We start from the raw sequence: 21,842 nt of genomic DNA on the forward strand, positions 1-21,842 counted from the left end.
TTAAGGCAGCGGCAAATCAAACAAAAGACCAATAAATAACCGAGGGGCACCCGGTTGCTGCTGATGGAGGCTTCTGCGTAAGTCCGGTCGTTATAGGCTGGCTGTAGCTTATGAAGTCAGAAGCCTCGCCTGACAAGGCGGGGAGTGTCAAGGTGAGCTGCCTTGTTTCCTCCCGGGGCAGTTCTGGAAAATTGGATTTGTGCAGCAGGAGTGATGGTGCCTTTTATTGATTTTTCAGGCTTATCCTGGAAGCCGAGACATTATTTGAAACAGCAGATTCCAGAGCCCTGGAGAGACTGGCTGCTGGACAGAGGTTCCCTGACTCAGCGTTTGAAACATGAGTTTGACGGCGACTTCAGGGTTCAGGTTATTCGTCACGGGACCTTTATGCCGACCTGTTCGGAGCTAAAGTTTCTCAATAACTATGAACAGTCAAAGGCTACGTCCACGTCTGGTGAGTTGGCAGGATCATTCGAAAACAGACATTGCAGCAAAATGGCTTCTATCAGGGAGGTTCTGCTGATCTGTGGTGGCCGACCCAGAGTGTTTGCACGAAGTGTATTGCCTCACAGCAGTCTTATTGGCACGAACAGAGAGCTGCTGCAACTGGGCACTAAGCCCCTGGGGGAGTTTTTATTTAATCATCCCGGTATGCGTCGGGGACCATTTGAGGTAGCGGAACTGCCGGCTCGTCAGTTTAATCCTCATCTGGTTGAAAAATACTCTGATGAAACAGCCTGGGGAAGGCGGTCGTTATTTTATTTGCACGAAAAGTCTATATCTGTTTGTGAAATCTTTTTGCCGGACCTGTCTGAACAGACAGAGAAGCACTCCAGAGTCATGTCGAAGCATCCTGAACCCTGAAGCTCTACAAGAATGATTGTTTGTCGAAGCACTTACCTCGTGAAATATAGAGATTTCCGCAGTCGGTCTGGTCATGGCCTGATTGAGAACCTGGCCTGACCTGATAAACTGGCGATGCGGGTCATGATTCAGGGCGATGAGCAATAAGAATCTCAGCGATGATAATAAAGATGCAGATAAGCAGCTAAATATTATGATGCAATTCAGAAAACCAATGGCGGTATTGGCAGGCACTGAAGTAGTTCTGCAACGATTTCCCCGTTTAAAAGATTTCTTACGGCTGGCCCGGCTGGACCGGCCTATTGGTATTTATCTGTTGTTCTGGCCTACTATGTGGGCACTCTGGGTGGCGGCAGAAGGTGTACCGAGTCTGAAGAATCTGGTGATTTTTTCGGTCGGCGTGGTTTTGATGCGCAGTGCAGGCTGCGTTATTAATGACTTTGCTGACAGGAAAGTGGACGGCCATGTTAAGAGAACACAGCATCGACCGCTGGTAACGGGTAAAATTCAGGAAAAAGAAGCGCTGATCTATTTCTCCGGTATGGTACTTTTGTCTTTCATTCTTGTACTCTTTACCAATACTCTTACCGTCCAGCTCTCTTTTGCCGGATTATTGCTGGCCTCGGCTTACCCTTTTGCCAAAAGACACACTCATCTGCCTCAGGTGGTTTTGGGGGCTGCTTTTGGCTGGTCGATACCCATGGCTTTTGCGGCTCAGAGTGGCTCGTTGGGAAACATCGTCTGGCTGATGTTTCTGGCCAATCTCTTCTGGACAGTGGCTTACGATACTCAATACGCCATGGTGGATCGTGACGATGATCTGAAAGTAGGTATCAAGTCCACAGCCATTCTATTTGGCGAGATGGATAACCTGATTGTTGGTTGCCTGCAGGTACTTACCCTGATGACACTGGCCATGGCAGGCCATCAACTGGAGTTAGGTGCTCTCTATTATCTCTCATTGTTGGCTGTCGCAGCCCTTTTCGTTTACCAGCAATGGTTAACCCGTCGTCGTGAGCGTGAAGCCTGCTTCAGGGCGTTTCTTAGTAACCACTGGGCCGGAGCCATTGTATTTGCAGGTTTCGTGTTGAGTTATCTTTGATCTTCAATCCGGCTTAGAGCCCGGTAAGTATTGCTACTTATGGTGGCTGTGGGGATAAATGGCGAAAAGCCTTACCCTGTAAACCCTGAGGGATCTTTTTATTTTTAAGCTGCAATATCAGCCTTTAGTGTGTCATCTGCCTGTAACATTTCAAAGGTGTAATGTCCGGTGTATAGTGCGGTTGATCAAAGTAGTGAGAAGCAGCCTGAGCGATAGGAAAGGTGCTGTCCTGAGACACTACCATCCTGATATAGCCCTAATGAGCTTCAGCTGATAGATGCCAGAACGTCACCGCCGAAATCGAATCGACAGATAACAGGTAGAGATTAATGCCAGGAAAGACCATTCTGATCGTAGATGACGAAGCACCGATTCGCGAAATGGTGACCGTTGCTCTGGAAATGGCAGGGTATGACTGTCTTGAGGCAGCAGATGCCAGAGAAGCGCACTCTCTGATTGTGGATAACAAACCCGATCTGATCTTGCTGGACTGGATGTTACCAGATGTCTCTGGAATTGAACTGGCCCGTCGTCTGAAGCGCAATGAGCTGACCTCTGAAATACCCATTGTTATGTTGACGGCCAAAGGTGAAGAAGACCACAAAATCCAGGGACTTGAAACCGGTGCCGATGACTACATCACCAAGCCTTTTTCTCCCCGCGAGCTGGCTGCTCGTTTAAAAGCGGTTCTCCGTCGTACAGGCGGATTTGATAACCAGTCTCCCATTGTCATCAAGGGATTGGAGCTGGACCCTGTCAGCCACAGAGTCTCTATTGATGGCTCACCTGCTGAAATAGGACCTACCGAGTACCGTTTGCTGCAGTTTTTCCTGACGCACCAGGAGCGTGCCTATACCCGTGGGCAGTTACTGGATCAGGTCTGGGGTGGCAACGTTTATGTGGAAGAGCGAACCGTTGATGTACACATTCGACGCTTGCGTAAGGCCTTAGGTGATAACTACGAAGCCTTTGTGCAAACGGTTCGTGGTACTGGATATCGTTTCTCAACGAGGGTGTAAACCTTTTATGCTCAGTGCTCAGCAGTTATCTGGCCGGGAGTAATATGACAACAATTTCAAAAACCCATTTGCTGAGCCGCATGATCGCCTACGTGATTGTCGGGTTTTCCCTGGGCTGGTTGTTTGGAGAGCCTTTTTTAGGACTCTGTGTGGTCATGGGAGGTTATTTTGTCTGGAGCTTCCGTCAGCTTTTCAAGCTGCTGGACTGGCTGAATGACCCCAAGGCCAGGAGCAAAGAGCCTCCTGAGAGTAAAGGGTTCTGGGGGCAAATTTTTGATGGTATCTATCGATTGCAAAAACAGCACAGTCGTTCCCGGCAAAAGCTGGCCGGAGTGATTGAACGTGTTCAGGAATCAACTGCTGCGCTGAACGACGGTGTTGTAATGATAGATAATCAGAGCAACCTGGAATGGTGGAATCCCGCCGCTGGAACTTTGATAGGGCTTAAGACGCCTGACGATCAGGGGCAGTTGATTACCAATCTGCTACGTGATCCAAGGTTTGTCGACTACTTTGAGCAGGGTGGTTATCAAAAAGCTCTTGAGATCCCCTCGCCAATCAACCCTGATCATCAACTGCAATTTAATATAACGGTTTATGGCAAAGGCAATCGTCTCATGACCGTTAGAGATGTCACGCGCTTGAATCAGCTGGAAGTCATGAGAAAAGACTTTGTTGCCAATGTCTCCCATGAACTGAGAACACCACTGACGGTTGTGTCTGGATACATCGAAACCATGCTGGACAGTCTGGGCCCGGATTCAGGTCTGCCCCCTGTTTGGGAAAAAGCACTGAACAGGATGCAGGAGCAGTCGCTGAGAATGCAGAATCTGGTGGCAGACCTGCTGTTGCTGTCCAAACTGGAGTCGGCTGAAGCTCAGGCAGACGAGAATGGGGTTCATGTTAAAACCCTGCTCAGCAGTATCGTTGAAGACGGATGTGCGCTCAGTGGTGAAAGCCAGCATCAGATTTCTCTGGATTGTCCTGAAGATGTCTTTTTGGCAGGCAGCAGTAATGAGTTGCGCAGTGCCTTCTCGAATCTGGTCTTTAATGCCGTGCGCTATACACCCGAGGGTGGCAAAATACTTGTGCGCTGGTGGCAGGACGGGGAAGGCGGACATATGATGGTAGAAGACAATGGTGTCGGTATTGATCCAATGCATATTCCGAGGTTGACTGAGCGCTTTTACCGGATTGATAAAAGTCGTAGCCAGAATACCGGGGGAACGGGGCTTGGCCTGGCTATCGTCAAGCACGTCATGCTGAGACACGGAGGCAAACTCACGATCAGCAGTCACCCAGGAAAAGGCAGCCGCTTTATTTGCCACTTTCCGGAAAAATGCCTTGAGTTGGAACACTCATGAAAGCAGAAAAGGGCCGGTGGCACCTTTTCTGCTTTTAGGACTACCATCAAAAAATGAATAATCTTTTCATGGTTTCATCATTCGCGAACAGTCTGTTGTACTACAGACTGATCCTGACTATCTTTACTCTGAAACGCTAATCCCCGGGAGCTGGCAGGGTGGTGGATTTTAACCATCCTGCAAAGACCGGGCTTGCGTATTTGTATTTTCTTTACTAGTTTGTATCTGTCTCTTGAACACCTGCTGTGGGGTGCACTGCGGGCTGTTGGTCAGAGTGTTGATGAGAGTGGTCCCACCTGAGCACTCTGTAATGGGATCCCCAACTGATTACTTCGAGTCAGAGGGGGAGGTTTTTCAAAGAATGATACTTTGATCCATTGGTGTCTCTATTCAAGAAGTTGCAGACCGGGCATGAACCCGAAATACTGACGAAGGTAGACTTACTCTTCGCCAACGACGCATTCCAGACGTTTTTTGCCGGTGCGGTCCAGGTAGCTTTGGAAGTCACGCGGCAAGCGCCCTGTGGTAGAGCCATCCCATTGGACAGTGTCGCCGGCTTCTGTCTGGTACTCAAAAGTAAACCTTTGTACATTACGACGACGTTTTTGAGTCGCTATTTCCAGATGGTCCAAGTCTTCCATTGAAATGCCGCGTTCGGCCATGATCTGCTTAACGGCTTCAATGTTTTCGAGTTTGGCTTGACGCTCTTCGTCAATCTTATTGCGGGCTTCAACTTTCTCCTGCATTACGTCCTGCATTCTGGAGATGATACGCTCAAGATCTTCGACATGAACATCTTTAAACAAAGAGCGGATACGAGTTTTACTGCTCAGGCGGTGATGAATTTCTTCAAAAACGTTCATTCAGGAACTCCCAATTCAGACTAATTCGACCGGGTATTAATGGTTATCAATGACGGAGGTAACTATTTATACAGGAAGCTTTAAATTGATGGAAGCATTTAATGTGCTTTTATGGACTATTTAAATAGATTTAATAACGCTTTATGTGATGGTAGGAATAATTTTGTGCAATACATAAACGGTTATGAGTCATCAAGACATGCAAATGAATTGAATTGCTTTGAGTGGGTATTGCTTGTTTTTAAAAAACAGCCATTCAGCCGTGCATCTGACTCTTTGAAAATATCGTTAATAGGCATCAAGCTTCTGGTTATCACCGTAGTCAGTATTTTTTGCATTGAACGGAAGGGCTGGTTCTTTCTGTCGTGGCAGCGGGGATTCGGTTTTAAGTGGATAGGATATGTGGGGCCAGAAGCCTGCCGGACTTAAGGCCGTCCCAAGCAGCTACTGCTCCTGCATCCATGCAGTCGTGAGGTTGCAATAGCAACCCTTGCTGCGGGGTGACCCGGACGGAGGCTTAAGTCCGGGAGACTCTCGGATGGCTTTTTAATTCTTATTAGTTTTCAATATAAAAAGACCCTCGTCTTTCAATCAGATCTTTTTAGTGAGACTTCCCGGAATCTTTTTTATCCGGGCACTGATAGCTTTTGCTTACCTTGTTATCAATGGTCACCGACTCCAGTTTGACATCAAATTGCCAGAGCCGGTGTACGTGCCTGAGTAATTCCTCTGTACTTTTATCCAGTGGACGTCCCTGGTGCTGGTAATGTCTGAGAGTCAGGGTTCGATCGCCACGCACATCCACATCAAAGACCTGGATATTGGGCTCCCGGTTGCCAAGATTGTATTGAGCAGCCAGCGACTCCCTTACTTCTTTGTATCCGGTGCTGTTATGAATCGCATCGACTTCCAGGTAGGACTTGCTTTCGTCATCCAGAACCGAGAAGAGTCTGAGTTCTCTCATCACCTTGGGAGACAGGAATTGCAGAATAAAGCTTTCATCCTTGAAGTTTTTCATCGCAAAATGCACGGTTTCCAGCCAGTCACTGTCGGCAATGTCCGGGAACCAGTGTCTGTCTTCATCGGTAGGATTTTCACAGATTCTGCGAATATCCTGAAACATGCTGAAGCCCAGTGTGTAGGGGTTGATGCCGCTGTAGTGCGGGCTGTCAAAGGGAGGCTGGTATACGACACTTGAGTGAGAGTGCAGAAATTCCAGCATAAAGCCATCGGTGACTTTTCCTTCATCATAAAGCTCATGGAGAAGATGGTAGTGCCAGAAGCAGGCCCAGCCTTCGTTCATCACCTGGGTTTGACGTTGAGGGTAATAGTATTGGGATACTTTCCTGACTATTCGCAGCAGTTCACGCTGCCAGGTTTCCAGCAGTGGCGCATTTTTTTCCAGAAAGTAGAGAATGTTCTCTTCCGGGTCTTTAGGAAAGCGTTCAACTTTTTTCTCTTCTTTGTCTTCCGTCTTTGGAATAGTGCTCCAGATGTCGTTCAGGGTTCTCTGAATATACTCTGCTCTTTCCTGCTGGCGCTCTTTTTCCTGTTCTGCTGAAAGTGGTCTCGGGCGCTTGTAGCGATTAACACCCTGGTTCATCAGGGCATGGGCAGCGTCCAGAACATCTTCAACCGCTTCAACGCCATATTTTTCTTCGCACTCAGCAACATAACGCTTGGCAAACATCAGGTAGTCAATAATGGATTCGGCATCGGTCCAGGTCTGGAACAGATAGTTACCTTTGAAGAATGAGTTATGACCATAACTGGCATGGGCCAGTACCAGAGCCTGCATGGTCATGGTGTTTTCTTCCATGAGATAAGCAATGCAGGGGTTGGAGTTGATCACAATTTCATAAGCCAGCCCCATGCGGCCGCGCTGATAATTCTGTTGGGTATGGAGAAACTGTTTGCCAAAGCTCCAGTGACTGTACATTAATGGCATGCCTGTAGAAGAGTAGGCATCCATCATCTGTTCGGCACTGATGACCTCAATCTGGTTCGGGTAAGTGTCGAGCCGGAACTTGTCTGCCAGCCGCGCCAACTCACGGTCGTATTCCTGAATGAGATCAAAGGTCCATTCTGAACCCGTGGAGATGGGTTCTCTCTCTTTAATATCTGTAACCTCACTCATGGCGGATGCCTCACTTATACGGTTTCTTTTTTCTCAAACAGACGACGGAACACCGGATAAATGTCATTCGGTGTTTTGATCTGTTGCATGGCAAACTGATCGGCGAACTGTTCAGCTATGCTTTCGTATTCACGCCACAGGTTCTGGTGAGCCCGGTCGGTGATTTCGACGTAGGAAAAGTATTGAACCTTCGACATGATCTGCTCGGTCAGAATTTTCGAACAGACGCTGGAATCTCCTTCCCAGTTATCACCATCGGAAGCCTGGGCGACGTAAATGTTCCAGTCCACCGGGCTGTAACGTTTGTTGATGATGTCACTGGTCATTTCCAGAGCACTGGAGACAATGGTTCCGCCGGTTTCTCTGGAATAAAAGAAATCATCCTCATCAACTTCTTTTGCGGCAGTGTGGTGCCGAATGAAGACCACTTCGATCTGTTTGTAATTACGTTGCAGGAACAAATAAAGCAGGATGAAAAAGCGCTTGGCCATGTCTTTGATTTCCTGTGTCATGGAACCGGAGACATCCATGACACAGAACATTACGGCCTTGTTACTGGGGCTGGGAACTTTAATCAGGTTGTTGTACTTGAGATCAAAGTCATCAATAAAGGGCAGCTTTTTCAACTTGCCATTGAGCTCTTTAATCTTCTCGCGAAGTTCTTCTACAAGTTGAGAATCGGTTTCCTCCGGACTGACTTCCAGCTCACGAAGCTGCCGTCTTAATGCCCTTACTTCCTTTCGGGCACCGCCACCGAGGGCAATTCTTCGAGCGTGTGCTGATCTCAGGGAGCGAACAATGTTCAATCGATCAGGAGAGCCTTCGCTGGTGTAACCGGCGTGCTTCATTTTGAATTCAGTGGCATCCTGAAGCTGCTTTCGAACCAGGTTTGGCAGCTCAAGATCATCAAACATGTGATTCAGAAATTCTTCATGGTTGATCTGGAAACTGAACTCGTCCATGCCTTCGCCGGAGTTACCGGCTTTGCCCCGGCCTGAACCCTGCCCGGAACCACCGGATGGTCGTTTGATTCTGTCGCCGGAAACAAACTCTTTATTACCGGGATGAACCTGTTTGTAGCGGCCACCCTGACCATGCTGAAAGTGGGGTTCAGAGAGATCTTTAGTAGGAATGGTAACCTGACTCCCAGATTCCACATCCGTAATGGAGCGTTTGTTAACCGCTTCAGAAACCGCTTTTTTAATGTGCTTTCGGTATCTGTCCAGAAAACGCTGTCGATTGACAGTACTCTTGTTTTTCCCGTTCAGACGTCGATCAATAATAATGCTCATCAGCACGCTCCCTGTCTGTTATGACACAGAACATTTCATGATTTCCATGTCGCCAGTTTTGAACTGCCTGTTCAAAACCTTGTTATTCCAATCCCTGCTTGCCATGATTTTTTTCGCTTACCGCTTTTTTTGCTCATGGTTTTAGTAGTTATCGGAATAGGGTGACATCTTTCCACCGTTTTTGTGTATTTTGGCTCCGAAAGCTATTTTCTGACGTTCGTCAGTCACTTTCGAAGCGGTCTCGAAATTATTTTTTGATCACTTTTTTCACCTGCCCATGGTCGTTGGTCGGACCTGTAAATGATCAAAGAATAATTCCATTAAGTACCCGGTTAGGTACTTAAAAAGGGCCTGCGACGCTGTCGCAGGCCTCAGCTCTTACTGTGACTTTCTGACCCTGATGTACCATTCAGCCAGCAGTCTCACCTGTTTCTCGGTATAGCCTCTCTCGACCATGCGCTTCACAAACTCGTTGTGTTTGCGCTGGTCTTCATTGCTGCTTTTGGCATTGAATGAAATGACCGGCAGAAGGTCTTCAGTATTGGAGAACATTTTCTTCTCAATCACGGTGCGCATTTTCTCGTAGCTGGACCAGCTTGGGTTTTTACCCTGATTGTTGGCCCTGGCTCTGAGTACAAAGTTCACCACTTCATTACGGAAGTCTTTCGGATTGGCGATACTGGCGGCCTTCTCAATCTTCTCCAGCTCTTCATTGATTGAAGCCCGGTCGAGTATGTCTCCGGTTTCCGGATCACGGTATTCCTGATCCTGAATCCAGAAGTCAGCGTAGGTGATGTAACGGTCGAAGATATTCTGTCCGTACTCAGAGTATGATTCGAGGTAAGCAGTCTGGATTTCCTTGCCCAGAAACTCAATGTACTTCGGCGCCAGAAATTCCTTCACATAACGCAGGTAGCGTTCATGGATTTCTTTCGGGAATTGCTGCTGTTCTATTTGCTGCTCCAATACGTACAGCATATGAACCGGGTTTGCCGCCACTTCGGTGGGATCGAAGTTGAAGACCTTGGAAAGAATCTTGAAAGCAAAACGGGTTGAAAGCCCTTCCATACCTTCATCCACTCCTGCAGCATCTTTGTACTCCTGCAGCGGCTTGGCATTAGGGTCGGTGTCTTTCAGGTTTTCACCGTCGTAGACTCGCATCTTCGAGTAAACGTTGGAGTTTTCAGGTTCTTTAACTCGAGACAGAACCGAGAACTGGGCCAGCATCTTCAGGGTATCGGGTGCGCAGGGCGCTTCTCTCAGAGAGCTGCTGGAGAGCAGTTTCTCATAAATCAGAATCTCTTCTTTCACCCTTGTGCAGTAGGGCACTTTGACAATATTAACCCGGTCAATAAAGGCTTCGTTGGTTTTATTGTTCTTGAAGGTTTGCCATTCTGATTCGTTGGAGTGAGCCAGGATCACACCATTGAAAGGAATCGCGCCCATCCCTTCGGTACTGTTGTAATTACCCTCTTGAGTGGCAGTCAACAATGGGTGGAGAACTTTGATAGGAGCCTTGAACATCTCCACAAATTCCATCAGACCCTGGTTGGCGCGGCAGAGTGCTCCGGAGAAGCTGTAAGCATCCGGATCATCCTGAGAGTATTCTTCCAGCTGACGGATATCCACTTTACCCACCAGACTGGAAATGTCCTGGTTGTTTTCATCACCGGGTTCGGTCTTGGCGATGGCCACCTGGTTAAGAATGCTGGGGCAGAGTTTTACAATCTTGAACTTGGTGATGTCACCACCAAACTCGTTAAGACGCTTCACTGCCCAGGGTGACATGATGCCGCCCAGATAACGTCTGGGAATGCCGTATTCCTGAGTCAGAATGTCACCATCTTCATCGGCATTGAACAGATTCAGTGGTGATTCAAAAACCGGCGACCCCTTAATGGCGTAGAAAGGTTGCTTTTGCATCAGGGCTTTCAGTTTTTCCGCTAGAGAAGATTTACCGCCACCCACCGGACCCAGCAAATAAAGGATCTGTTTCTTTTCTTCCAGTCCCTGGGCAGCGTGCTTGAAGTAAGAAACAATCTGTTCAATGGCTTCTTCCATACCATAGAACTCTTCAAAGGCGGGGTAACGTTTGATCAGTTTGTTGGAAAAAATACGACTCAGGCGAGAATCCCGGGAGGTGTCTGTCATCTCCGGTTCGCCAATGGCCATCAGCATTCTTTCTGCTGCATTGGCATAGACCCCGGGATCATCTTTACAGAGGTCGAGATATTCCTGAATGGTAAGCTCTTCCTGCTGCGTGGACTGGAATCGCTCCTGGTAGTGGTTAAATATATCCATATTGTGCCCTGCCCTGTCTGATGTTCGGATTCGACAGCCGTATCGGGGGGGCGCCCCCTTTATTCACGACTGTCTCAAGATCAGTACATTGGCCACTCTTATGATTGAAGAGAGTCAGTATAGAAAGTGGCCCGGGCTGGCAGCCGTCCATTGGCTGACATCATGGAAAGCTCAACTAAAACCTGGAAGCCTGATCAAGAATTTTTTTATTCCCGGTCAGTCTCCTGTTCGTTGACTCAAACACAATGGCAGGAAAAGTCCAACCCATTAGATTTTATAATGTGGAGTTTTTAATCAATCTGCAATAGCTGTCGTCGGGTTTAGTGCAGAAAATAGCGATTTTTTTTCTGCACTCAAAAAAAATGCACTGAGCTTTTGGGGTTTGTGACAGTTTTGCCATCTTTGCATAAATTAAAATTATACGACTAAGTTAATGTAAAAGATTTGCAGCCAAATACTTCTGAATCAGGGGCTGATAGCTGCCTTATTTGCACCGCACTTTGTAGCTAAGGAAATTTCATTCATAGCTTCGCCGAGGGGCTATATTTCCTGTTCAGTCAGTTTTTCCGGGAAATTATCATGAAAAAGTTATTCAACCCTTTTCCGTTACTTTTGTGTTTGTTTTATTCGGCGGCACAGGCCAGCCTCCCCTCAAAAAATGATTTTGATTTTCTTGAGCCTTTTAATGACAACGCACTGTTTGCAAGCGGGCTTGAGTTAACGAAAAGCATTGCCGGGCTCTCTTTGTCTACCCTGATGAACCTGGGTATCTGGTGGGGTGTCTGTAAAACAGCGGGAATGGTCACAGGGCTTACAAGGACACATAATCTGACTGAAACGGATACAAAGGAGCTGGAGAGTTCGCAAACGGATTTCTGTCTGCAGCTGGCGTCCGTGATGACTATCGCCGAAGTGGCGCTGGCCGGGCATGTGTCTCCCTGGCCCACGAAGCGCCGGTGGAAACCTCTATATTATGCCGGTGCAGGATTGGCAGCTTATGACGCTATTGCCCAAACAAGGGAGTTAGTGCCTGTCTCAGTCTTGACCTACCTTGCGTCAGAAGCGGTATCAAGAACTATAGCCAGCACTATGGCGGTGTTAATTCTAAGAAAAATGAGCGTAAGGGATATTACAACTGAATGGTATGTGGCCAGGGAATACGTATTATCTGCGCTTAGTTTGGTTATTGCAGGCAGTGTCGCCTACGAAGCTTTGGTCCATAAAGGCTTCAATGCAACAAAACGGATTCTTGCTACTGCTGTCAGCGCAGCGATTTTAGGTACCCTCTCGAGAATTATTTCAGGGGCAATAATTGATGTGGACGGACAGACAAATACCAGAGCCCTGGCCCGAGTCGCAGTCGAAACCATATACTTAGCCGCAGTCACAGCCGTGGTGTCAGCCGGAGCCACAGCCGTTAACATAATTGAAGATGAAACCGGAGCTCCATCTCTATCCGGATCCGCAGCTTTAGTCGGAGCTTTAGTCGGATCCTTAGCCGGAGTTGGAGTCGGAGCCGAAGTCAAAGCCGAATCCCAACCCGGAATGGAAGTCGGAGTTGTAGCCACAGCCCTGGGTGGAGTCGGAACCTTGCTTACGTTGGTACGCTCGCAGATAATCTCAAACAACCCGGTTATCCAGGCCGGTGTCACTTTGGTGCCTGCGTTGGCTTTCGCTGTTATCAACAGTCTTTCAAACTACGCCGTTTATGGCTATCCACTGGAACAAGGCATTTCAGAGACCAGCTGGACTCAGTGGAAAAAGTTCTATGCGCCCCTGGATTATTTCTCGACTCTGTTTAAATGACAGACCTGACTGTCAGCCACTGAATCAGCGGTGAACTCTGGCAGCTAACGGCTGTTTCAGTCGCTGTGCCCAAGGCGTAGCCTATTGGTAGCATTTAATAGCTGCATTATTTGTAGCGCACCTTGTCGTTAAGGGAATTGTCATCCATAGCTCCGTTCAGGGTCTATATTTCCCGTTCAGTTACTGTATCTGGGAAGTCACCATGAAAAAGTTATTCAACCTGTTTCCGTTACTTTTGTGTTTGTTTTATTCGACGGCACAGGCCGGCCCCCCCTCAAAAAATGATTTTGATTTTCTTGAGCCTTTTAATGACAGCGCACTGGTGGCGAATGGGCTTGAGTTAGCAGAAAGCATTGCCGGAGTCTCTTTGTCTACGCTGCTCAACCTGGGTATATGGTGGGGTGTCTGCAAAACAGCGGGAATAGTCTCCGGGCTTTCAGGCAAATATGATCTGGCTGCATCGGATACAAAGGAGCTGGAGGAGTTGAAAGCGGATTTCTGTTTGCAACTGGCTCCTGTGATAACTACCGCCGAAGTGGCGCTGGCCGGGCATGTATCTCCCTGGCCCCTGGAGCAGCTCTGGTGGAGACCCCTGTATTTTGCCGGTGCAGGAATGACAGCATACATCGCCAATACGAAAACAAGGGGGCTTATACCTGTCGCAGTCTTGACCTATCTGGCGTCCGAAGCGGTATCAAGAACTGGAGCCAGTGCTATGTCGGCGTTAATTCTTAGAACAATGAACGTAAAGGATATTACAACTGAATGGTATGTGGTCGCCGAATACTCAGCATTGTCTATGATTAACGGGGTTATGCTAGGGGGGGGCATTTATGAGAGCAAGATCCGCAAAGGCTTCAGGCATCCACAAGCAACTATTGCTGCTGTTTTCAGCGCTGCGAATGCGGGTGCCCTTTCGGGAATTATTTCAAAGTTAGTAATTTATGCGGACAAAAAAAAGGCCGGAGTCGGAGCCGGAGCAGGAATCGGAGCCGCAGCATTAACCGTAACCATAATCGAAATCGGAGTTTTATACGGACTTGTGCCCGGAGCTTCAATCGGAGTCGTATCCGGAGCCTTGGCCGGAGCCTTGGCCGGAGCTGTATCCGGAGCCATAGTTGGAGCCAAAGATGTAGCTGGAGGCGCAGCCGGAATCGGAGTCGGTGTTGCAGTTGGACTGGGAGCCTCAGCCCTGGGCGGATTCGGAGCCTTACTTATGTCGGGTAGTTCGAAATTAACCTCAAACAACCCCTTCATCAAAGCCGGTGTCACTTTGTCGCCTGCGTTGGCTTTTGCTGTTATCAACAGTTTTTCAAACTACGCCGTTTATGGCTATCCACTGGAACAAGGCTTTTCAGAGAACAGCTGGACTCAGTGGAAAAAGTTCTATGCGCCACTGGATTATTTCTCGACTCTGTCTAAATGACAGACCTGAATGTCAGCCACTGAATCAGCAGTGAACTCTGGCAGTTAACGGCTGTTTCAGTCGCTGTGCCCGAGGCACTGCCTATTGGAAGCATTTGATACCTGCTTTATTTGCAGTGCAACTTGTAGTTGAGGATATTGCCATTTATAGCTCCGTTTAGAATCTATATTTCCAGTTCAGTCACTGTATCTGGAAATCACTATGAAAAAGTCATTCAACCTGTTTCCGTTACTTTTGTGTTTGCTTTATTCGATGGCAAAGGCCACCCCCTCCTCAAAAAATGATTTTGATTTTCTTGAGCCTTTTAATGACAGCGCACTGGTGGCAAACGGGCTTGAGTTAAGGGAAAGCATTACTGGACTCTCTTTGTCTACCCTGCTCAACATGGGTATATGGTGGGGTGTCTGTAAAACAGTGGGAATAGTCTCCGGGCTTTCAGGCACACATAATCTGGCTGCAACGAATACAAAGGAGCGGGAGAAATTGCAAACGGATTTCTGTCTGCAACTGGCTCCTGCGATAACTATCACCGAAGTGGCGCTGGCCGGGCATGTATCTCCCTGGCCCCTGGAGCAGCGCTGGTGGAGACCCCTGTATTTTGCCGGTGCAGGAATGACAGCATACACCGCCAATACGAAAACAAGGGAGCTTATACCTGTCGCAGTCTTGACCTACCTGGCGTCCGAGGCGGTATCAAGAACTGGAGCCAGTGCTATGTCGGCGTTAATTCTTAGAAAAATGAGCGTAAGGGATATAGAAACTGAATCGTATGCGGCTGGGGAATACACAATATTGTCTATGGTTAACGGGATTATGTCAGGGGCTGTCGTCTATGAATCCATGATTCATAAAGGCTTGAATCCAGCAAAAGCGACTCTTGCTTCTGTTGTCTGCGCAGCGATTGTGGGTACCCTTTCGGGAATTATTTCAGTGCTAACAATTGATTTGGATGGAGAGACACAAGCTGAAGCTGGAGCCGCAGCCGCAGCCGCAGCCGGAGCCGTAGCCGGAGCCGGAGCCGGATTCATTGTCTCAGGCTTGGCCTCGGTCGCAACGAAAGCAGCAGCCGTGACCCTCGGAGTCGGAGACGGAGTCATAGCCGGAGCCGCAGTCGGAGTTATAGCCGGAGCCTTGGCTGGAGCCTTGGCTGGAGTCGGAGTCGGAGTCGAAGTCGGAGCCAACATCGGAGTCGGAGCGAGCATCGGAGCCGGAGCCGGAGTCGAAGTTGCAGGCGCAGCCCTGGGCGGAGTCGTAGTCTTGCTTGTTTTGGGCAGTTCGAAGATAACCTCAAACAGCCCGTTTATCAAAGCCGGTGTCACTCTGGTGCCTGCGCTGGCTTTCGCTGTTATCAATAGTCTTTCAAACTACGCTATTTATGGCTATCCGCTGGAACAAAGCCTTTCAGAGACTGGCTGGACTCAGTGGAAAAAGTTCTATGCGCCCCCGGATTATCTCTCGACTCTGTTTAACTGACAGCCACTGAATCAGCGGTGAACTCTGGCAGCTAACGGCTTTTTCAGTCGCTGTGCCCAAGGCACTGCCTATTGGAAGCATTTAATAGCTGCCTTATTTGTACCGCTGCTTTTCGTTAAGGGAATTGTCATCCAGAGCTCCGTTCAGGGTCTATATTTCCCGTTCGGTTACCGTATATCGGAAGTCACCATGAAAAAGTTATTTAACCTGTTTCCGTTACTTTTGTGTTTGTTTTATTCGACGACAGAGGCCAGTCCCCCCTCAAAAAATGATTTTGATTTTCTTGAGCCTTTAAATGACACCACACTGGTGGCAAACGGGCTTGAGTTAGCGGGAAGCGTTGCCGGGCTCTCTTTGTCTACCCTGCTCAACCTGGGTATATGGTGGGGTGTCTGTGAAACAGCGGGAATAGTCACCGGGCTTTCAGACACCTATAATCTGGCTGCATCGGATACAAAGGAGCTGGAAGAGTTGAAAACGGATTTCTGTTTGCAACTGGCTCCTGTGATAACTACCGCCGAAGTGGCGCTGGCCGGGCATGTGTCTTCCTGGCCCCTGGAACAGCATTGGTGGAAACTCCTTTATTTTGCCGGTGCAGGAATGGACATTTATGCCTCTATGACGAAAACGAGGCGGCACATACCTGTCAGAGTCTTGACTTACCTTGCTTCAGAAGCGTTATCAAGAACCGTAGCCAGCGCTATTTCGGTGCAAATTCTAAGACACATGAGGTTCGTAAGAGATATTACAACTAAAAGGTATGTGGCTGGGGAATACGCGATATTGTCTTCAATTAATGGGGTTATGGTTGGTGCTGTCACTTATGAAGCCCTGATCCATAAAGGCTTCAGGCCAGCAAGAGCAAGTCTTGCTGCTGTTGTCAGCGCAGCGATTGTGGGAGTCCTCTCGGGAATTGGTTCAGAGTTAATAGCAGATGTGGAAGAACAGACAAAGGCCGGAGTCGGAGCTGGAGTTGGAATTGGGGTCGTAGCCGGAGCCCTGGCTGGAAGCCTGGCAGGAGCCACAGCCGGATCTGTATCTGGAGCCGGATTCGGAACCGGAATCGGAGCCGGAGCCGGACCCGGAACTCTGTCTGGAATCTTAGCCGGAGTTGTATCCGGATCCGTAGTTGGAGCCGGAGTTGTAGCCGCAGTCGGAGTCGGGCTTGGAGGCGTAACCGGAGCCCTGACCGCAGCAGAAATCGGACCAAGAGTCGGATCAGGAGTCGGATCAGAAGCAGGATTTGGAGCAGGATTTGGAGCTTTTGTCGTAGCCCTGTCCGGAGCCTTAGCCGGAGCTGGAATCGGAATCGGAATCGGAATCGGAAATGGAATCGTAGACGGATTCGGAATCACATTGGGAGTAGGATCCACAGCCGCAGCCCTGTTCGGAGTCGGAACCTTGCTTATGTTGGCCAGTTCGAAGACAACCTCAGACAACGTATGTATCATAACCGGTATCACTTTGGCACCTGCGTTGACTTTGGCTGTTATCAATAGTCTTTCAAACTACGCTGTTTATGGCTATCCACTGGAACAAAGCCTTTCAGAGACCATCTGGACTCAGTGGAAAAAGTTCAATGCACCCCTGGATTATCTCTCGACTCTGTTTAACTGACAGACTCAACTGACAGCCACTGAATCAGCGGTGAGCTTTGGCAGCGAGTGGCTGCTTCAGTGGCTGTGACGAAGGCGCAGCTTGTTGGAAGCATTTGATAGCTGCTTCATTTGCACCGCAACTCGTAGTTAAGGATATTGTCATTCATAGCTCCGTTTAGAATCTATATTTCCAGTTCAGTCACTGTATCTGGGAAATTATCGTGAAAAAGTCATTCAACCTGTTTCCATTACTTTTGTGTTTGCTTTATTCGACGGCAAAAGCCAGCCCCCCCACAAAAAATGATTTTGATTTTCTTGAGCCTTTTAATGACACCGCACTGGTGGCAAACGGGTTTGAGTTAAGAGAAAGCATTGCTGGACTGTCTTTGTCTACCCTGCTCAACATGGGTATCTGGTGGGGTGTCTGTAAAACAGTGGGAATAGTCTCCGGGCTTTCAAGCACACATAATCTGGCTGAAACGGATACAAAGGAGCTGGAGAAGTTGCAAACGGATTTCTGTCTGCAACTGGCTCCTGCGATAACTATCACCGAAGTGGCGCTGGCCGGGCATGTGTCTCCCTGGCCCCTGGAGCAGTGCTGGTGGAAACCCCTGTATTTTGCCGGTGCAGTAATGGCAGCTTATGCCGCCAATAAGAAAACGAGGGAGCTGATACCTGTCGCAGTTTTGACCTACCTGGCGTCCGAAGCGGTATCAAGAACTGGAGCCAGTGCTATTTCGGCGTTAATTCTAAGAAAAATGAGCGTAAGGGATATTGCAGCTGAACGGTATGCGACTGGGGAGTACGCAATGTTGTCTTTGATTAACGGGATTATTGTAGGGGCTGTCGTCTATGAATCGATGATTCATAAAGGCTTGAGTCCAGCAAAAGCGACTTTTGCTTCTGTTGTCAGCGCAGCGATTACGGGTACCCTCTCGGGAATTATTTCAATGCTAACAATTGATTTGGGTGAACCGACACAGGCTGGAGTCGTAGCCAAAGTCATAATGGGAGTCGTAATGGGAGTCGTAGTCGGAGCCGGAGCCGGAGTCGTAGAATTAGGCTTAGCCTCAGTTGGAGCGGAAGCCGGAGCCGTAGCCTTAGTCGGAAACGCCGGAACCAGTGTCGGAGTAATAGCTGGAGCCTTAGTTGGAACCGGGGCCGGAGCCGGAGCCGGAGCCTTAGTTGGGGCCGGAGCCGGACCCAGAATCAAAGTGGGAGCCGGAGTCGGAGCCGGAGCCATAACTGGAGCCTCAGCCCTGAGCGGAGCGGTAGCCTTGCTTATGTTGGGCAGTTCAAAGATAACCTCAAACAACCCCTTTATCAAAGCCAGTGTCACTTTGGCGCCTGCGCTGGCTTTTGCTGTTATCAATAGTCTTTCAAACTACGCTGTTTATGGCGATCCACTGGAACAAGGCTTTTCAGAGACCGGCTGGACTCAGTGGAAAAAGTTCTATGCGCCCCTGGATTATCTTTCGACTCTGTTTAAATGACAGACCCAACTGTCAGCCACTGAATCAGCGGTGAACTCTGGCAGCTAAAGCCTGCTTCAGTGGCTTTGCTGAAGGCGCAGCTTATTGGAAGCATTTGATAGCTGCCTTATTTGCACCGCACCTTGTAGTTAAGGATTTTTTCATTCATAGCTCCGTTTAGAATCTATATTTCCAGTTCAGTCACTGTATCTGGAAATCATCATGAAAATGTTATTCAACCTGTTTCCTTTACTTTTGTGTTTGTTTTGTTCGACGGCACAGGCCAGCCCCTACTCAAAAAATGATTTTGATTTTCTTGAGCCTCTTAATGACACCGCACTGGTGGCAAATGGGTTTGAGTTAACGGAAAGCATTGCAGGGCTCTCTTTGTCTACCTTGCTGAACCTGGGTATATGGTGGGGTGTCTGTAAAACAGCTGGAATAGTCTCCGGGCTTTCAAGTACATATGATCTGGCGGCATCGGATACAAATGAACTGGAGAAGTTGCAAACGGATTTCTGTTTGCAACTGGCTCCCGTGATGACAACCGCCGAAGTGGCGCTGGCCGGACATGTGACTCCCTGGCCCATGGAGCGCTGGTGGAAACCTCTGTATTTTGCCGGTGCAGGAATGGCAGCTTGTGTTGCTATTGCCCACCCAAGGGAGTTCGTATCTGTCGCAGTCTTGTCCTACCTTGCGTCAGAAGCGTTAACAAGAACTATAGCCAGCACTATGTGGGTGTTAATGCTAAGAAAAACGAGCGTAAGGGATATTACAACTGAATGGTATGTGGCTTGGGAATACGCAGTATTATATGCGCTTAGTATGGTTGTTGTGGGCAGTGTCGCCTTCGAAGCTATGATCCATAAAGGCTTCAGTCCAACAAAAGGGATACTTGCTTCTATTGTCAGCGCAGCGATTGTAGGTACCCTCTCGCGAATTGTTTCAGGTCCAATAATTGATGTGGACGGACAGACAAAGACCGGAGTCGGAGCCGCAGACGAAGCCATTTACACAGCCTCAGCCCGAGGCCGAGCCCGAGTCAGAAAGCAATTCGCATACTTAGACGTAGTCACAGCAGCAGTCTTAGCCGGAGCCATACCAGTAATCATAATCGAAGCTCAATCCAGAGCTCAATCCGGAGCTCGATCTCTATCCCGACCCCTGGCTTTTGCCGGAGCTTTAGTCGGATCCACAGCCGTAATCGGGGTCGGAGGTGAAGCCAAAGCCGAATCCGAAGGCGCAGTGCTATTAGGAGCCGTAGCGACAATGCTGGGCGGATCCGGAGTCTTGTTTATGTTGGACAGTTTGATGACAACCTCAAACAACCCCTTTATCAAAGCCGGTGCCACTTTGGTGCCTGCGTTGGCTTTTGCTGTTATCAATAGTCTTTCAAACTACGCTGTTTATGGCGATCCACTGGAACAAGGCTTTTCAGAGACCGGCTGGACTCAGTGGAAAAAGTTCTATGCGCCCCTGGATTATCTTTCGACTCTGTTTAAATGACAGACCCAACTGTCAGCCACTGAATCAGCGGTGAACTCTGGCAGCTAAAGCCTGCTTCAGTGGCTTTGCCGAAGGCGCAGCTTATTGGAAGCATTTGATAGCTGCCTTATTTGCACCGCACCTTGTAGTTAAGGATTTTTTCATTCATAGCTCCGTTTAGAATCTATATTTCCAGTTCAGTCACTGTATCTGGAAATTATCATGAAAAAGTCATTCAACCTGTTTCCGTTACTTTTGTGTTTGTTTTATTCGACGACACAGGCCAGCCCTCCTTCACAAAATGATTTTGATTTTCTTGAGCCTCTTAATGACACCGCACTGGTGGCAAATGGGCTTGAGTTAACGGAAAGCATTGCCGGGCTCTCTTTGTCTACCTTGCTGAACCTGGGTATATGGTGGGGTGTCTGTAAAACAGCTGGAATAGTCTCCGGGCTTTCAAGTACATATGATCTGGCGGCATCGGATACAAAGGAGCTGGAAGAGTTGAAAACGGATTTCTGTTGGCAACTGGCTCCCATGATAACGACCGCCGAAGTGGCGCTGGCCGGGCATGTGTCTTCCTGGCCCATGGAGCGCTGGTGGAAACCTCTGTATTTTGCCGGTGCAGGAATGGCAGCTTGTGTTGCTATTGCCCACCCAAGGGAGTTCGTATCTGTCGCAGTCTTGTCCTACCTTGCGTCAGAAGCGTTAACAAGAACTATAGTCAGCACTATGTCGGTGCTAATGCTAAGAAAAACGAGCGTAAGGGATATTACAATTGAATGGTATGTGGCTTGGGAATACGCAGTATTATATGCGCTTAGTATGGTTGTTGTGGGCAGTGTCTCCTTCGAAGCTATGATCCATAAAGGCTTCAGTCCAACAAAAGGGATACTTGCTTCTATTGTCAGCGCAGCGATTGTAAGTACCCTCTCGCGAATTGTTTCAGGTTCAATAATTGATGTGGACGGACAGACAAAGACCGGAGTCGGAGCCGCAGACGAAGCCATTTACACAGCCGCAGCCCGAGGCCAAGCCCGAAACAGAAAGCAATTCGCATACTTAGCCGTAGTCACAGCCGCAGTCTTTGCCGGAGCCATACCAGCAATCATAATCGAAGCTCAATCCGGAGCTCAATCCGGAGCTCAATCCGGAGCTCGATCTCTATCCGAAGCCCTGGCTTTTGCCGGAGCTTTAGTCGGATCCACAGCCGGAATCCGATTCCTATGTGAAGCCAAACCCGAATCCGAAGGCGTAGTGCTAGTCGGAGCCGTAGCCACAATGCTGGGCGGATCCGGAGTCTGGTTTATGTTGGGCAGTTCGAAGACAACCTCAAACAACCCCTTTATCAAAGCCGGTGTCACTTTGCTGCCTGCGTTGGCTTTCGCTGTTATCAATAGTCTTTCAAACTACGCTGTTTATGGCTATCCATTGGAACAAGGCTTTTCAGAGACCGAATGGACTCAGTGGAAAAAGTTCTATGCGCCCCTGGATTATCTCTCGACTCTGTTTAAATGACAGACCTGACTGTCAGCCACTGAATCAGCAGTGAACTCTGGCAGCCAGCTGTTTCAGTGGCTTTGCCGAAGGCGCAGCTTATTGGAAGCATTTGATAGCTGCTTTATTTGCACCGCTCCCTG

At 48.6% G+C, this 21,842-nt stretch carries 15 protein-coding genes; 11 read left to right on the forward strand and 4 right to left on the reverse strand.

The window, feature by feature from the left end:
* Nucleotides 1-213: 213 nt before the first annotated feature.
* The 4 genes from ACO6VG_RS07730 (at nucleotide 214) to phoR (ending at nucleotide 4,349) form a co-directional block, all read left to right on the forward strand.
* A complete protein-coding gene (locus tag ACO6VG_RS07730; protein ID WP_422136396.1) occupies nucleotides 214-864 on the forward strand; it encodes a chorismate--pyruvate lyase family protein in 651 nt (216 codons plus the stop codon).
* A gap of 214 nt (nucleotides 865-1,078) precedes the next feature.
* The gene (gene ubiA, locus ACO6VG_RS07735) at nucleotides 1,079-1,966 is read left to right on the forward strand and encodes a 4-hydroxybenzoate octaprenyltransferase (protein ID WP_422137059.1); all 888 of its coding nucleotides are present in this window, start codon (nucleotides 1,079-1,081) and stop codon (nucleotides 1,964-1,966) included.
* Nucleotides 1,967-2,295: 329 nt separating this feature from the next.
* Nucleotides 2,296-2,985: a phosphate regulon transcriptional regulator PhoB gene (gene phoB, locus ACO6VG_RS07740; RefSeq protein ID WP_422136397.1), complete on the forward strand. Its 690-nt coding sequence runs from the start codon at nucleotides 2,296-2,298 to the stop codon at nucleotides 2,983-2,985.
* 44 nt (nucleotides 2,986-3,029) lie between these two features.
* A complete protein-coding gene (phoR, locus tag ACO6VG_RS07745) occupies nucleotides 3,030-4,349 on the forward strand; it encodes a phosphate regulon sensor histidine kinase PhoR (protein ID WP_422139581.1) in 1,320 nt (439 codons plus the stop codon).
* Nucleotides 4,350-4,789: 440 nt separating this feature from the next.
* Here phoR and ACO6VG_RS07750 read toward each other — a convergent pair whose 3' ends face one another.
* The 4 genes from ACO6VG_RS07750 to ACO6VG_RS07765 all read right to left on the reverse strand — a co-directional run bounded on the left by ACO6VG_RS07750 (nucleotide 4,790) and on the right by ACO6VG_RS07765 (nucleotide 10,942).
* Entirely contained in the window at nucleotides 4,790-5,212 is a 423-nt protein-coding gene (locus ACO6VG_RS07750) for a hypothetical protein (protein ID WP_422136399.1), read from the reverse strand.
* 601 nt (nucleotides 5,213-5,813) lie between these two features.
* Nucleotides 5,814-7,349 carry a SpoVR family protein gene (locus ACO6VG_RS07755; RefSeq protein WP_422136400.1) on the reverse strand — a complete coding sequence of 512 codons (1,536 nt, stop codon included), beginning with the start codon at nucleotides 7,347-7,349 and terminating at the stop codon, nucleotides 5,814-5,816.
* Nucleotides 7,350-7,363: 14 nt separating this feature from the next.
* Complete coding sequence (locus ACO6VG_RS07760; protein WP_422139582.1) at nucleotides 7,364-8,641, reverse strand: YeaH/YhbH family protein; 1,278 nt, start codon at nucleotides 8,639-8,641, stop codon at nucleotides 7,364-7,366.
* Nucleotides 8,642-9,019: 378 nt separating this feature from the next.
* Nucleotides 9,020-10,942, reverse strand: a complete 1,923-nt coding sequence (locus ACO6VG_RS07765; RefSeq protein WP_422136402.1) for a PrkA family serine protein kinase — start codon at nucleotides 10,940-10,942, stop codon at nucleotides 9,020-9,022.
* Nucleotides 10,943-11,521: 579 nt separating this feature from the next.
* On the opposite strand from ACO6VG_RS07765, the gene ACO6VG_RS07770 reads away from it, so the two are divergent.
* The 7 genes from ACO6VG_RS07770 to ACO6VG_RS07800 all read left to right on the forward strand — a co-directional run bounded on the left by ACO6VG_RS07770 (nucleotide 11,522) and on the right by ACO6VG_RS07800 (nucleotide 21,720).
* Nucleotides 11,522-12,748 (forward strand): hypothetical protein, encoded by a 1,227-nt coding sequence (locus ACO6VG_RS07770; RefSeq protein ID WP_422473384.1) that lies wholly within the window; start codon nucleotides 11,522-11,524, stop codon nucleotides 12,746-12,748.
* A 202-nt stretch (nucleotides 12,749-12,950) separates the two neighbouring features.
* Nucleotides 12,951-14,174 carry a hypothetical protein gene (locus ACO6VG_RS07775; protein WP_422473386.1) on the forward strand — a complete coding sequence of 408 codons (1,224 nt, stop codon included), beginning with the start codon at nucleotides 12,951-12,953 and terminating at the stop codon, nucleotides 14,172-14,174.
* Nucleotides 14,175-14,375: 201 nt separating this feature from the next.
* Nucleotides 14,376-15,647, forward strand: coding sequence for a hypothetical protein (locus ACO6VG_RS07780; RefSeq protein ID WP_422473388.1), 1,272 nt, complete (start codon nucleotides 14,376-14,378; stop codon nucleotides 15,645-15,647).
* A gap of 189 nt (nucleotides 15,648-15,836) precedes the next feature.
* On the forward strand, nucleotides 15,837-17,264 hold the full coding sequence (locus tag ACO6VG_RS07785) for a hypothetical protein (RefSeq protein WP_422473390.1): 1,428 nt from the start codon (nucleotides 15,837-15,839) through the stop codon (nucleotides 17,262-17,264).
* A 202-nt stretch (nucleotides 17,265-17,466) separates the two neighbouring features.
* Nucleotides 17,467-18,738, forward strand: a complete 1,272-nt coding sequence (locus tag ACO6VG_RS07790) for a hypothetical protein (RefSeq protein WP_422473392.1) — start codon at nucleotides 17,467-17,469, stop codon at nucleotides 18,736-18,738.
* A gap of 201 nt (nucleotides 18,739-18,939) precedes the next feature.
* Nucleotides 18,940-20,223, forward strand: a complete 1,284-nt coding sequence (locus ACO6VG_RS07795; protein ID WP_422473394.1) for a hypothetical protein — start codon at nucleotides 18,940-18,942, stop codon at nucleotides 20,221-20,223.
* A gap of 201 nt (nucleotides 20,224-20,424) precedes the next feature.
* Nucleotides 20,425-21,720 carry a hypothetical protein gene (locus tag ACO6VG_RS07800; protein WP_422473396.1) on the forward strand — a complete coding sequence of 432 codons (1,296 nt, stop codon included), beginning with the start codon at nucleotides 20,425-20,427 and terminating at the stop codon, nucleotides 21,718-21,720.
* The last annotated feature ends 122 nt before the right edge of the window (nucleotides 21,721-21,842 follow it).

Origin of the sequence: Endozoicomonas sp. ALB032 (genome assembly GCF_049310125.1) — a bacterium.
Classification (GTDB): Bacteria; Pseudomonadota; Gammaproteobacteria; order Pseudomonadales; family Endozoicomonadaceae; genus Endozoicomonas_A.

Coding starts and splice junctions, on each gene's coding strand:
- ACO6VG_RS07765 (WP_422136402.1), bottom strand. CDS start 10,942: ATGGATATATTTAACCACTACCAGGAGCGATTCCAGTCCACGCAGCAG.
- ACO6VG_RS07785 (WP_422473390.1), top strand. CDS start 15,837: ATGAAAAAGTTATTTAACCTGTTTCCGTTACTTTTGTGTTTGTTTTAT.
- ACO6VG_RS07775 (WP_422473386.1), top strand. CDS start 12,951: ATGAAAAAGTTATTCAACCTGTTTCCGTTACTTTTGTGTTTGTTTTAT.
- ACO6VG_RS07780 (WP_422473388.1), top strand. CDS start 14,376: ATGAAAAAGTCATTCAACCTGTTTCCGTTACTTTTGTGTTTGCTTTAT.
- phoR (WP_422139581.1), top strand. CDS start 3,030: ATGACAACAATTTCAAAAACCCATTTGCTGAGCCGCATGATCGCCTAC.
- phoB (WP_422136397.1), top strand. CDS start 2,296: ATGCCAGGAAAGACCATTCTGATCGTAGATGACGAAGCACCGATTCGC.
- ubiA (WP_422137059.1), top strand. CDS start 1,079: ATGGCGGTATTGGCAGGCACTGAAGTAGTTCTGCAACGATTTCCCCGT.
- ACO6VG_RS07750 (WP_422136399.1), bottom strand. CDS start 5,212: ATGAACGTTTTTGAAGAAATTCATCACCGCCTGAGCAGTAAAACTCGT.
- ACO6VG_RS07795 (WP_422473394.1), top strand. CDS start 18,940: ATGAAAATGTTATTCAACCTGTTTCCTTTACTTTTGTGTTTGTTTTGT.
- ACO6VG_RS07730 (WP_422136396.1), top strand. CDS start 214: ATGGTGCCTTTTATTGATTTTTCAGGCTTATCCTGGAAGCCGAGACAT.
- ACO6VG_RS07755 (WP_422136400.1), bottom strand. CDS start 7,349: ATGAGTGAGGTTACAGATATTAAAGAGAGAGAACCCATCTCCACGGGT.
- ACO6VG_RS07800 (WP_422473396.1), top strand. CDS start 20,425: ATGAAAAAGTCATTCAACCTGTTTCCGTTACTTTTGTGTTTGTTTTAT.
- ACO6VG_RS07770 (WP_422473384.1), top strand. CDS start 11,522: ATGAAAAAGTTATTCAACCCTTTTCCGTTACTTTTGTGTTTGTTTTAT.
- ACO6VG_RS07760 (WP_422139582.1), bottom strand. CDS start 8,641: ATGAGCATTATTATTGATCGACGTCTGAACGGGAAAAACAAGAGTACT.